Origin of the sequence: Methanobrevibacter sp. (genome assembly GCF_015062935.1) — an archaeon.
In the GTDB taxonomy this organism is placed as follows: domain Archaea; phylum Methanobacteriota; class Methanobacteria; order Methanobacteriales; family Methanobacteriaceae; genus Methanocatella.
The window spans coordinates 108,946-122,169 of record NZ_SUTM01000001.1 but is presented as its reverse complement, the minus strand read 5'-3'; the positions used below and the strand labels follow the sequence as shown (position 1 = coordinate 122,169).

Annotated in this window: 13 protein-coding genes; 4 read left to right on the top strand and 9 right to left on the bottom strand. The window is 32.5% G+C overall.

Going from position 1 to position 13,224, the window contains the following annotated elements:
- From E7Z81_RS00540 to E7Z81_RS00530, 3 genes are read right to left on the bottom strand one after another with little or no spacing between them, the layout of a single operon-like run.
- Positions 1-378, bottom strand: coding sequence for a cation:proton antiporter (locus E7Z81_RS00540; RefSeq protein ID WP_292742957.1), 378 nt, complete (start codon positions 376-378; stop codon positions 1-3).
- Between the two features lie 44 nt (positions 379-422).
- Positions 423-689, bottom strand: coding sequence for a hypothetical protein (locus E7Z81_RS00535; protein WP_292742836.1), 267 nt, complete (start codon positions 687-689; stop codon positions 423-425).
- Positions 690-718: 29 nt separating this feature from the next.
- Positions 719-1,033: a monovalent cation/H+ antiporter subunit E gene (locus E7Z81_RS00530; RefSeq protein WP_292742834.1), complete on the bottom strand. Its 315-nt coding sequence runs from the start codon at positions 1,031-1,033 to the stop codon at positions 719-721.
- A 291-nt stretch (positions 1,034-1,324) separates the two neighbouring features.
- On the opposite strand from E7Z81_RS00530, the gene E7Z81_RS00525 reads away from it, so the two are divergent.
- On the top strand, positions 1,325-2,293 hold the full coding sequence (locus tag E7Z81_RS00525) for a bile acid:sodium symporter (protein WP_292742832.1): 969 nt from the start codon (positions 1,325-1,327) through the stop codon (positions 2,291-2,293).
- Here the strand turns inward: E7Z81_RS00525 and E7Z81_RS00520 are convergent.
- The 3 genes from E7Z81_RS00520 to E7Z81_RS00510 all read right to left on the bottom strand — a co-directional run bounded on the left by E7Z81_RS00520 (position 2,285) and on the right by E7Z81_RS00510 (position 4,925).
- On the bottom strand, positions 2,285-3,334 hold the full coding sequence (locus E7Z81_RS00520) for a glycosyltransferase (RefSeq protein ID WP_292742830.1): 1,050 nt from the start codon (positions 3,332-3,334) through the stop codon (positions 2,285-2,287). The two genes, E7Z81_RS00525 and E7Z81_RS00520, sit on opposite strands and share 9 nt — an antisense overlap.
- 48 nt (positions 3,335-3,382) lie before the next feature.
- Positions 3,383-4,093, bottom strand: coding sequence for a metal-dependent hydrolase (locus E7Z81_RS00515; protein ID WP_292742828.1), 711 nt, complete (start codon positions 4,091-4,093; stop codon positions 3,383-3,385).
- Between the two features lie 85 nt (positions 4,094-4,178).
- Positions 4,179-4,925: a succinylglutamate desuccinylase/aspartoacylase family protein gene (locus tag E7Z81_RS00510; protein WP_292742826.1), complete on the bottom strand. Its 747-nt coding sequence runs from the start codon at positions 4,923-4,925 to the stop codon at positions 4,179-4,181.
- A gap of 43 nt (positions 4,926-4,968) precedes the next feature.
- On the opposite strand from E7Z81_RS00510, the gene E7Z81_RS00505 reads away from it, so the two are divergent.
- Together E7Z81_RS00505 and E7Z81_RS00500 are read left to right on the top strand one after the other, a co-directional pair.
- A complete protein-coding gene (locus E7Z81_RS00505; protein WP_292742824.1) occupies positions 4,969-6,891 on the top strand; it encodes an IGHMBP2 family helicase in 1,923 nt (640 codons plus the stop codon).
- 298 nt (positions 6,892-7,189) lie between these two features.
- Complete coding sequence (locus E7Z81_RS00500; protein ID WP_292742822.1) at positions 7,190-8,368, top strand: argininosuccinate synthase; 1,179 nt, start codon at positions 7,190-7,192, stop codon at positions 8,366-8,368.
- A gap of 16 nt (positions 8,369-8,384) precedes the next feature.
- Here E7Z81_RS00500 and E7Z81_RS00495 read toward each other — a convergent pair whose 3' ends face one another.
- Positions 8,385-10,028 (bottom strand): helicase C-terminal domain-containing protein, encoded by a 1,644-nt coding sequence (locus tag E7Z81_RS00495; protein WP_292742820.1) that lies wholly within the window; start codon positions 10,026-10,028, stop codon positions 8,385-8,387.
- An 85-nt stretch (positions 10,029-10,113) separates the two neighbouring features.
- Between E7Z81_RS00495 and E7Z81_RS00490 the strand changes: the two genes are divergently transcribed.
- Entirely contained in the window at positions 10,114-10,839 is a 726-nt protein-coding gene (locus tag E7Z81_RS00490; protein WP_292742817.1) for an NAD-dependent protein deacylase, read from the top strand.
- On the opposite strand, the gene sfsA is transcribed toward E7Z81_RS00490, so the two are convergent.
- On the bottom strand, positions 10,789-11,532 hold the full coding sequence (gene sfsA / locus E7Z81_RS00485) for a DNA/RNA nuclease SfsA (RefSeq protein WP_292742815.1): 744 nt from the start codon (positions 11,530-11,532) through the stop codon (positions 10,789-10,791). The genes E7Z81_RS00490 and sfsA overlap by 51 nt on opposite strands.
- Complete coding sequence (locus tag E7Z81_RS00480; protein ID WP_292742813.1) at positions 11,519-13,060, bottom strand: NAD(P)H-hydrate dehydratase; 1,542 nt, start codon at positions 13,058-13,060, stop codon at positions 11,519-11,521. Before E7Z81_RS00480 ends, sfsA begins: the two co-directional genes overlap by 14 nt.
- Between the last annotated feature and the right edge of the window lie 164 nt (positions 13,061-13,224).

Genomic DNA, 13,224 nt, shown 5'->3' with positions numbered 1-13,224 from the left:
TTACTCCCCCTCATCAATTTCCAACATAGTAACTGAGAATCTTTCATCCACCTTAAGTTTTTCTGAATCTTTGCTCTCTAAAGCTTGTATTTTTTCTTTAGGATGTATGAAAGGATTATTATCTTCTACGACTTCTTCTTCAACAGTTACTGACTCTAAATTATTATCTCTATCTTCTTTTTTCCAATAAGCATTGGCTATTGCGTGAGCTGTAAACGGTGCAAGAATAAAGTATACACCTGCAAGCAAGTATTGGCCAATAGCAATCATAGCAATAATACAAGCAATATCAAATACCCCAAAAATGTGAATTCTTGCATAAACAACATTTTTAGTGTCTTTTCCAACGGTTAAAACACCGACAGCCGCTATAATCATCAATATTGCAGATATAATGAGAAGAGCAGATTGAATATATTCTATCATTCGTCATCCCCTCCCAAAACAATAGCGAAAGCAACAGTGCCTACAAAACCAAAGAATATTAAAGCTAATGATATATCTCTAAAGAATTCAAGATTATATAAACCTCCAACAATCAACAATGCCACTGCAAAAGCATTGACAATTACGGAACTTCCTAAAAGCCCCATTGATGTGGATTTATATGCACTTGCTCTTAGAGCTGCCAACATTATTATGCATAATGCAATAACCAGCAGTATTTTTGAAATAAACAATATATCCATACTTCTCACTCGACTATTTTATAAGAATATCATTCTAACATTTTTTTAATATACGGTTCAAATGGAATAATATCCTCTTTTTTTCTAGGAGAAATAGCAGCTACTTTAATAATGTTATTCTCACTGTCTAAATCAACAGACAAAGTACCAGGAGTTAAAGAAATACTATTAGCTAAAATTGTTTGTGAAACAGGTCTCTCTAATACTGTTTCAACATCAACAATTACAGGATCAATATTTCTCCTCATAATTGAATTAAAGCTAACGTCAATTGTTGCTTTAATTACTTCGTAAATAAGAACTACGAAATAAGCAATTCCATAGCCAATTCTAGTTAAAAACATTAAACAAGCTCCATTTCATTAATTTATTAAAATATCAAATTGACATTAAATAATAATATTATTATTTATCATGATTATTTATTATAAATGTATGCATTTATAAAAAAAATCTTATAAAACAAGATTACCATATAAAAAAATTTTTAAAAAAATATAATTACTGAATAAAATAGCATAAATTAAAAAAATAAGACAAAATAAGCACTTAAATTAAAATTTAAATAAAATACTTAAAATAAAAAATTATAAATATTAACACCAATAAATTTAGTCACACCTAAAAGTGATAGCATGGAACTGATTGAAAAACTTGAACCAATAATAATTTTTTCAGCGATAATATTGGGATTACTCTTTTCAAACATAGGTATTATAGCGGAAAATACTGATTACCTGATAAACATTTTCCTCTGCCTGATGTTATACGGATTATTTTTAGAAGTGCCTATATCAGAGCTGAAAAACAGTTTTAAAAATTTAAAATTTACATCAACAAGTTTAATAATCAATTTCATCTGGACACCATTATTCGGATATTTTCTGGGAACATTATTCCTAAAAGGAAATATAGACATAATAATAGGATTTTTCATGTTAATATTAACTCCATGTACTGACTGGTATCTAGTATTTACAAAAATGGCAAAAGGAGACGTTAAACTTAGTTTATCAATATTGCCAATCAATTTAGTTCTGCAAATCATATTGCTGCCTATATACCTCGCCATATTTTTCTCAACAGCAAACAGCATGGATTTCACACAAATCGGATATTCACTTTTAATCGTTATTGTAATTCCATTTATTGCAGCTCAAATTACCAAATTAATAATGAAAAAGAATCTTGAAAGAGCCAGTGAACTATTCAGTTCCCTTCAGATATGGTTTTTATCACTTGCAGTATTTTGCATATTTTCAAGTCAGGGAGAATTGTTGTTTTCAAATTTAAATTCAATTGTGACAATCTTCATCCCGTTAATCATTTTCTTCTGTGCAAATGCAATAATAGATCTGTTGGTATCTGAAAAAATTAATTTCACATATTCTGAGTATGCAAGCCTGACAATGACAACTTTAGCGCGAAATTCACCGTTAGCCCTTGCTATCGCCATTAATTCTTTCCCAGGTCATGAATTAATCTCCATTGCACTAGTAATTGGGCCTTTAATAGAACTGCCAATACTTTACATCATGTCAAAATTCGTATTATGGATTAAAAATTCCGGACTGTTTTTTGTTTGTCAAAACAATTTATTTTAAAGAAGAAGTGAACTTTCTTAAAGGCTTTGTAATCTTCCAGCTTTTTGATTCTTCAAGAGTTTTGACTTTGCGGTTACAGTCATATAACTTAACTGCAAGACGAGCTTCATTCAATGTATCACAATCCAATATTAACTTTGCCTTATCAATGTCCTTTTGTAAAATCAAAGAATTGTTTTCAAAATCAATGGAATTTAATGTGTTTTTTGATTTTACGTAATATTCCTCTGAATCGGTGAATCCCATATAATAAACTATTTTAACAACCTGAAAAGCTTCAAATTCCTGTTCAAATTCATCATAATACCCATTATCTTTCAGATAACCTTCAATAATATCGGACAATGTGAAAAAATTAATTGTATTTGATGATGAATGAACCAATGAATCATCATTTTCACGATAGTAGTATAAATATTCCGGAACGAATGAAATTCTTTGAGCTTTTAGAATAGTCATTACATGAAACGGCGCATCAGAATAGGATTTTATATCAGGAAATCTAAATTCATTATTCTTTAAATAATCTGCCCTATACAATTTAAGCCAAGGAGCAAACAAATCATTTAAAACGTGACTTTTAATGTCCTTATATGTAAATGTGAATCTGTTAAAGTTTACCTTGTCAAATTCCTTATCCAAATCAAATGCAGGGAATTTATGTTGCTGTGAATTTTTTACAAAAATAGTTTTTAGAATACATAAATCGGAATTATTTGAAGTTATATTTTCATGCAGCTTTTTAAAAGCATTTGAATCAAGGTAATCATCGGCATCCATAAAATAAACATAGTTTCCATGAACCAAATCCAAAGCCTTATTTCGAGTTTTAGCTACACCCATATTTTCCTGGTCAATAACAGTTATTCGATTGTCTGTTTTTTCATATTCCCTGAGAATTTGAATAGAATTATCCTCAGATCCATCATTAATGCACAATATTTCAATATCTTTAAATGACTGACCAATTAGACTGTCCAAACATTCTCTTAAATAATCTTCACTGTTGTAAACAGGCAATATAACTGAAATTTCCACCATGATATTAATTATATATTACTCATTATTAAAATCAATACCTAAAAATTACTAAACATTTGTAAAAACATATTGCTCAAAAAGACCGTATAAATAGGGAGCATGGTAAAATAAAGCCATAGCTATTAAAACAAATATGGAAACCTTTCCAAAGTTACTGTGAACTTTTTTTGAAGATAATGGGGCGAATATTTTAATTCCTGCAGGAGTAAATGAATCAAGAACAATATGTGAAAATAAACCTAAAAATGTGGCTAAGACTAATTCAATATAATTAATATCCCCAGTATTGAAAATGAATAATGAAAGGAAAAATAACGGTAAAAATATCATCAACACATTTTTATTTAAAAATAAAAAGCTTAAAAGTGCAATTAAGATTGCCATTAGCAAATAATAATTTTGCAAATCAGTGATAGATATTACCAGCTGAAATGACCAAATTAGTATTAAACCAATAGCGGAGGTCAATATAATTGCACCAAAAATGGAGTGAGTGAAGCTCCTGTGTTCTGAAAAGTAAAAACATGCTCCCAGAAACACAATGATTAAACCAATCATGTAAGGTAATTTAAGGATGTAAAGTGAAATGAACACAATTAATCCCAATATAATCAACTTATAGACATGGTCTTTTTTGAATTTGTGATCAAAGTCAGGAATATTTGCACCTATCAGAGTTAAAGCAATTAACAGAGGACTATGAAAAAACATCAATGAAAGTATCAATGCAAATATCGAATGCCCTTTATAAGTTGACACAACATCACCTTAAATGAATATAGATTATATTATAAAAAGTAGTTTTTCCGAGAGCATTTGATAAGTAATATTTGAAAAATGAAGTTTAATAGGATATGCCAAAATAAGACAAAAAGCTTTTCATCTGTGCAAATGACTTATCAACACTGCCCCTGGCAACATTGCAAAACGGACATAAAACTTCACCAGTAATGGCAGGAGTTCCTCTTAAATTACAGACATCCTCAACTGCACCTTTATAGGACATTCCTGCAAAATCAAATGATATTGTCTCAGAGCCCATATCATTTGAAATATAATTGGCTATTAAAAAACTTTCAGGAGACGGGGATTTAGATGAAAATATAGACTCAAAACCTGGATTGGCGTTGGATGAAGTTGAGTGAAAATCACCGACAAAATCGATTTTTAAAGATGCAACTGCCTTAACAATAAGATTACTAACAGAATTCTTAATATGGGCAGACCTATTCAAATCCATTGAATTAAAAGTTCTTTCATTATTCATTGATGCCTTAGGGGCTGCAAATGGGATGAAATAAACCGTATGGGACAATTCTTTAGAAACTAACTCATTCATTAATCTTAAATTTGCAATTTGTGAAGGCAATTCATTACCGTGAATGCCTGATAATACCAATATTTTATTGCTGCCGTCACCACATTTGAAAATTGGTGTTCCAAAAACAGATTTTTCTAAAATAAATTGATTCAATTTGTTTAACTCGATGTTTTCAAAGAGCTGTTTATTTCTTGAAACATATCCTCCTGAAAAATTACAGATATAACCCATTTCAAGATTTTCAAATTCATCAATTTTTTTAAAATGCATAATTAATTATACAGTAACGCTCTTATTTAAAATTAGGGATTAGATGAAAAAATATATAAAAAACTTAATAAGATTGGTCAACTATGAAAGAGATGCTGAAATTGAACTAATGCGTTTTGAAATAGCACATATGTCCGGTCAAAAAAGAGAAGAACTTGGCCGTGCCATCAATAAAGTTAAAGGAAAATATATCGGTGAAGAATTAGGTCTTAAAATTGTCCAATTCGGAAGGTCTGAAAAAATAGAAACTGAAATATCCGTTGGAGATATGGTTTTAGTAAGTACTGATAATCCCCTAAAAAGTGATTTTACAGGAACAGTAACAGAAAAGGGAGCCCGATTTATTAAAGTTGCCTTTGATAAAAGAATTCCAAGATGGGTGGTAAAAAAGAAAGTCCGATTGGATTTATATGCAAACGACATTACTTTTAGAAGAATGGAAGACAACCTAAAGCACTTAAGTCTAAAAGGTAAAAATGCATTAGAATATATATTAAGTGAAAGAAATCCTAAAAAAAATCGTTCAGTCCCCTACATTAGTTATATTGATGAAAACTTAAATGAATCCCAGAAAAATGCTATTGAAAATGCCCTTTCATGTGAAAACTTCTTTTTAATTCATGGTCCTTTTGGAACCGGAAAAACAAGAACATTAGTTGAACTGATTTCACAGGAAACCAGACAAAATCACAAAGTTCTGGCGACAGCGGAAAGTAACGCTGCAGTTGACAACATATTAGAACGATTGATGGAGAATAAAAAGTTAAATCTGACAAGACTTGGGCATCCTCAAAGGGTATCCAAGCATAACATTACCCAGACACTGGCATATAAAGTTGAAAATCACAAGTTGAATAAGAAAATAAAAAAAATTCATAAAAAAATCGATAATTTAATTGAAAAAAGAAAAGTATACACCAAACCAACACCACAATATCGCAGAGGTTTTGGTGATTATGACATACTTTATAATGCCTCAAAAGGTAAAGGCGGACGTGGAATCAGTGCTGAAAAAATGAAATCAATGGCACAATGGATTGAATACAATCAGCAAATTGATGAATTGCATGATGACATTAAAAGAATAGAAAATAAAATGATTAGAGACATTATAGAAACAAGTGATGTTATTTTATCTACAAACTCATCAGCAGCACTGGAGTCAATTTCAAGAACCAAATTTGATGTTGCAATCATTGATGAAGCCTCACAGGCCACAATCCCAAGTGTCCTGATTCCAATTGCTAAAGCCCACAGATTCATTCTGGCAGGTGACCATAAGCAGCTCCCACCAACAATAATAAGTGATAAAGCTCAAAAATTAGAAAAAACATTGTTTGAAGAGCTGATAAAAATATATCCATTCAAATCACAACTGCTGGATGTTCAGTATCGTATGAATTCACTGTTAATGAAGTTTCCGAATGCCGAATTTTACAATAACAATCTGAAAAGTGATTCTTCAGTCGATGACATTACCATCAACGACATACTGACAACTACTGAAAAAGAAGATCCGATGCTTTTTGTTGATACATCTTCTGTTGATGAAGATGGGGAAAGGCATTTAAAAGATTCAAAATCCATAATCAATGAAATAGAAGCTGAAATTGCCATAAAACTTGCCAACGATTATCTCAAAATTGGATTAACAGAAGACGACATAGGAATAATCAGCCCATATGCCGATCAGGTGAAAATCATCCAGGAAAAAACCCCCGTTGAAGTCAAAACAGTTGACGGTTTTCAGGGAAGAGAAAAAGAAATTATCATCATATCAACAGTTAGAAGCAATGAAAATGGAAATATTGGATTTTTAAGAGACTTACGAAGGTTGAATGTTGCAATAACACGTGCAAAACGTAAACTGATAATTATCGGCAACATCAATACCCTTAAAACCAATCCGACATATGCAAGACTGATTGAGTTTGCAAGAGAAAATAATGTTTTAAATAAAGTATAATTTTTAGGTATACCTAAACTTTTATATACTATGAAATACTACATATTAAATAAAGTATGAAAGAATACTTTAACACAAACTCTTAATTGGGATTTTCTTTTTAAAGCCCATATAACTTTCAACCTCAATTATTCCCCTCAATTAAGAGTTTTTCTTCTGCCTTATTTTTTCATTGAAATTTTTAAATGAATTTCATAACTTTTTTAAATTTTTTAGAATCCTTTAAAAATTTTAAATACTATTAGACATATAAATATAAATTGATATTTCATCTTATCAAAATTATTATGGTGATTATATGACTGATAAAGTACTTTTAGCATTCAGTGGAGGATTAGATACCTCTGTTTGTGTTAAATTATTAGAAGAAAAATACAATGTAGAAGTTATTACCGCATGTGTGGATGTGGGACAAGGCGAAGAAGAAATGGAAAAAGCAAAAAATAGTGCCGCTAAAATTGGTGGATTAAAACACTACAATATAGATGCTAAAGAAGAATTCGCAAACGAATACATCTCACGCGGAATTAAAGCAAATGCAGAATACGAAGGATACCCATTAAGTACCGCTTTTGCAAGACCATTAATTGCTCAGAAACTTATTGAAGTAGCTGAAAAAGAAGGAGCAACTGCAATTGCACACGGTTGTACCGGAAAAGGAAACGACCAATTCAGATTTGAAGCTATTATTCTTGCAATGTCAGATTTAGACATCATTGCACCAATCAGAGAAATGAACTTAACCAGAACTGAAGAAAAGGCATATGCAGAATCCAAAGGAATCGAATTAAATTACGATAAAATTTACAGTATCGATGAAAACCTCTGGGGAAGAGCAATTGAAGGAGATGTTCTAGAAGACCCTGCAAACGAACCTCCTGAAGACATCTACGAATGGACTGCCTCCTGGGAAGATGCTAAAGCTGAACCTGAAAAAGTATCTATCGAATTTGAAGAAGGTATCCCAGTAGCTATTAACGGCGAAATGATGCCATTAATCGACATTATCCTTAAAGCAAATGAAATTGCAGGATCCCACGGTATCGGCAGAGTTGACACTATTGAAAACAGAATGATTGGTATTAAAAGTAGGGAAATATACGAAACCCCTGGTGCAAAATTATTAATTGCAGCTCACCAAGCATTAGAAGAATTAGTTTTAACAACTGACGAGTTAAGATTTGCTGAATACATGTCCGGACTCTATGCAGACCTTGTATACAGAGCACTCTGGCAAGAACCTTTAAGAGAAGACCTTGACCAAGCAATCGACAAAATGCAAGAAAGAGTAAGCGGAGAAGTTGTAATGAAATTATTCAAAGGTTCCATCCAACCTATTTCCAGAAAATCTCCATTCAGCTTACACAGCATAGAACAAATTACATTTGAAGACAAAGAAACCGACCAAAGAGATGTTGAAGGTATGATTAAATACCACGGTCTTCAAGCAGCAAATTATCAAAAATTAAACAGATAGCTTTAACGCTATCACCTTACTTCTTTTTTTGAATGGCTTCAATGAAATATTCATTGAAAAAACGCCTGTTAAAATCAAACAGATTTTTAAAATCAGAATCAATAATATATAGTTCACACCAATCATCCTTATCACGTATTCCACGACCATAAGCCTGCATTATAGCCATAATCGCCTGATAATAATACCAGGACGGATCTAAATTTTTCCTATATATTACCTGTTCATTTAATTGAGGATATGGAACCTTGAAAATAATTTGAAAACGACATAAATCATCTTTAAAATCCACACCATCCTTAATTGATGCTCCAATAAGTATTATGTCATCTTCATTTTCTGCAAAATCCTTTAATATATAATTCCTATCTTCACCACCGACAAACATTAACGGATACTCTTTTAATTGTTCAATTATCCAAAAAGCCTGCTCATTACTGGAAGTATGGATTACACCTTTTTCACCCGGATGATTATCTAAAATTTCTTTAATTTTGAGAATTGCCTTTTCATTTTTCCAGTTTGGAATTCCCCTTCTTTTTCCACTCATTTTACCTACAAAATCTATAAATATAGGTCTTTTAGAAACATCAAACGGACTTTTCTCGTAAATATAATATGTTTCATCAACGTCAATGTTGTTCCATTTACAGAATTTTTCCATATTGCCCAATGTTCCGGTTAAAAATATGCGAATATTACCTAATTTAAGGAGTTCCTGCGTATCTTCAGACACTGAAAATGGTTTGAAATCAGCGGAAATATCCATGCTGTTGTCTTTTATTTTATTTAATTCCGGCAAATCAATAATCAAATCTTCACTCTCTAAACCCAGGCTGATTGAATTAAACGCTTTCATATCAGTTTCAAGCTGCTGTTTTTCCGCATAGTCAAAATTGGAAAATCGGGAAGGATTGCTTTCAAATTCATCCAATGTAACCTGAACCGTTTCTTTGCCATCCCCTTCAATTTCTTTAATATTTGCACTGCATTTTCCGACAAGTTCATCGCATAAATCAATCCAATACTGAGAATCCCTTTTCAAGTTGTTGATTGACTTAGTGTTATTCATTATCGGATCAAAAATATCCATTCCGAATTTTGTTGCAATATACTCCCTATTTAACGAATTGGAGGATAACATTAACATTTTTCGCTCCAAATTGTGAGCTTCATCCAAAATCAGCAATTCACGAGAATCCAACATTCTGTTGGAAACGCCCATATAATACATGAAATCATAATTAGTTATTACATTTGGAGATTCCTTTGCCTTTTTAAAAGCCATACTGAATTCACAGTCACTGCATTTTCTCAAATTATACTCTGCCTTAATACAGAAATCGCAACTTCCCTTGTAATTGCATTTATAATTTCCACGGCCCTTTATTTCTACAAGCATGTCTGAAAAATCATCCAGATATTGCTCCTGAAGTTGTTTGGTCATTGTCAAAATATAAGTGTCTTCATACATGTTGGCCAGTGTGGTGGCTATTGCAGATTTTCCGGTTCCGGTACCGGCTTCCAAAATAATATTTTTATAACCTTCACCGATAGCCCAATTTATTTTATTGATTAATTTGATTTGACTATTTCTGGGATAATGGCCTTCAAATGACCAGTGAACCATCCAATCAAGATTAGAATTATTATTCTCCAATTAAATCCCCACTAATTTAATAACAACTTTATAATAATAACTATGTTGAATAACTATATTTAAAAGTTTATGCATAGATTTAAACATGTCTAAAATTAACCAATTACAAGAAATAATCGATTCTTCAGACAATATAGTCTTTTTCGGAGGTGCAGGAGTTTCTACAGAAAGCGGAATCCCTGATTTCAGATCCGAAAGTGGAATTTTTAAAAGTCTTGAAAAATATGGGGACACTCCCGAAAATCTTGTTTCCCATAGCTACTATTTAGACCACACTGAAGAATTTTTCAACTACTACAAGGACAATCTGGTATTCAATGATGCCGAACCCAATCCTGCACACATCACTCTTGCAAATTTAGAAAAAGCAGGAAAATTAAAAGCAGTAATTACCCAAAACGTAGACGGACTTCATCAAAAAGCTGGAAGCAAAAATGTCCTGGAACTTCATGGAAGCATCCATAGAAATTACTGTCAGATTTGCAATAAGGAATATGGCCTGGATTATATTTTAGAAAGTGATGGAATCCCAAAATGTGAATGTGGAGGGACTGTGAAACCTGATGTTGTTTTATATGAAGAACCATTGAATAATGCTGTTTTAAGCTTTGCTATCGACTATATTTCAAATGCAGACACATTAATAATAGGCGGCACATCGCTTGTCGTATATCCTGCTGCAGGACTGATAAATTACTTTAACGGCAAAAATTTAATCCTCATTAACAAAAGTGAAACACCATGCGACGGTCTTGCAACATTAGTCATCAATGATGCCATTGGCGAAACTCTTTCCCAAATCAAAGTCTAAGGGTTCCGGAATCAAATCAATTCCATCCAATCGGTTAACGCATCTGTAAACCAGTATTTCAACGCCAGCATCATAGGCGTCATTTAATGTTTGAGAAAAATTAGGGTCATTTTCCCAGTTAGGTCTGAAGAATTTGCCTGCAGGATGCTGTATCAGGAAAAATACACAGCATCTATTTCCTTCTTTTTTAAGTTTAATCAATTCCTTTAAATGTTTCGCACCACGTTCTGTTGGTGCATCGGGAAATCTTGCTTCCCCATCCACAATCAATGTAACGCCCTTAACTTCAACAAAACAAGGGTCTACTAAAAAATTCATACCACAACAATCATCTTCATGATTTGCAAGATATATATCAATCCTTGAGTTATCAACAGTTTTTTCTCTTTGATGATAATCATAACCGGAAAGCTCTTTTATTTTACCATCTACGATTGCATCATATACAATACTGTTAGCTTGTTGAGAGTAAAGTGATACAAGTTCGCCCTTGTTCTCGACAAAATGAAGTGAAAATTTGGTTTTCCGATTGGGATTGTCAGAGGGTTTTAACCAGACCACTGCATCATCCACCAAAAGCTCCTTGCATCTTCCAGTATTTGGAACATGGGCTATTTCAAGGTTTCCATCCACTTCAACTTCTGCAATGAATCTGTTGGGACGATTTTTAAAAATTCCTTTAACATAGTCCATTTTTAATCACACTGCCGATGTGAGATACCAAATCTGTTGCTGAAAATCCATTTCCTTTTTCTTTAAAAGCTTCATCACCTGCAAGGCCGTTTATGAAAACACCCAAACATGCACAGTCAAAGGAATTGAGACCCTGAGTGAATAAACTTGCGCAGATTCCTGCAAGTGCATCCCCAGTTCCACCTACAGTCATTCCTGAATTTCCGCTTTTATTAATCCTGAATTTGGTACCGTTTAAAATAAGATCATATTTTCCCTTGACAACAACTGAGCCCTTAATTTGGCGGGAAATCTGCTGAAAACTGGTAATGTTTTCATCCACTTTTTCAAAATCATAATAATCAATGTCCAATTTCAATTCATCACCAACATTGAAAAATGATTTAAACTCAAATATATGAGGTGTTAATATAATATCTTCACGATTTTTAATTAAAGACATATTAACCTGTTTTAAAGCGTCAGCATCTAATACCAACGGTTTTTTGATTTTTGTAGCTAAAACATTGAATAATTTGGAAGTCTCATCATCAATTCCTGCTCCAGGACCAATTAGTACTGCATCGACTTTTTCAGCCAAACTTAAAATTTCATCTGCATGCTCGACTGACAGCTTGTCTCCTTCTAAAGATTTTACAATCAAATCAGGGGAATTTGCTTTAATTGCTTTAGCGGCATCATAAGGTGAAGCCACATAAACCAGATCTGCACCTGCACCAATAGCGGCCATCCCTGCAATTGCAGGAGCTCCAGAATAATCAGCGCTTCCACCTACAATTAATAAACTTCCGTTATTGCCCTTATGGGAACTGTCATCCCTATTTTTGAGCCTTAAAAAATCCCCATAATTGACAAAATATTCCGCTTCAAACGGAATACCAATATCTGCAGTGACAAGGCCTCCGACAACTTCCTCCTCAGCATTTCTAACGCCGGTTTTTATTTTATGAAAACTGATTGTATAATCCGGAACAACAGCCAAGTCATCCACTTCACCAGTTAAAGGATCCATTCCTGAAGGTACATCAACACTTATCTTAATCCCTTTGGATTCATTGATAATTTCAATAGCTCTTCTGATGTTTGTTTGGAGCTTTCCTTTAATTCCTGTTCCTAAAAGTCCATCTACAATCACAAATTCCTCATCATTGCTTTTAGCGATTTGGCAATTGTTAATGTCGGCCAATGTTTTAAGATTAAAGATTTTTAAACGGGACAGACGTGGTTTTAAATTTTTAAGAATTTCAAAATTAATTTTTGACTCATTTGAGTGGATATTATCTTTTAGCATGTAAATATCCACATCATAACCTCTGTTAAGTAAATATCTGGCAGCTACAAAACCGTCTCCGCCGTTACCTCCGGAACCTGTGAAAATAGCTACCTTGACAGGTTTTGAAAATGTATAAACTGCAATCTTGCCAACTTCCTCCGCCAGAGATTTTCCTGCAGATTCCATTAGGCACAACCTTGATAATCCTAAATATTCACAATTATAATCTGTTACCATCATATCAATAGGACGCATAATATCCCACACTTTTACTCTCTACGACAATATATTCTATTGTTTTTACTATTAATTAAATTTTTTTGAAACCAAAAATGTAACAAGTACCATCTTATTATTTGGTTTATATAATTGATATAATAAATAGATGTATTACAATCAAAAACAACATAAAATTATTT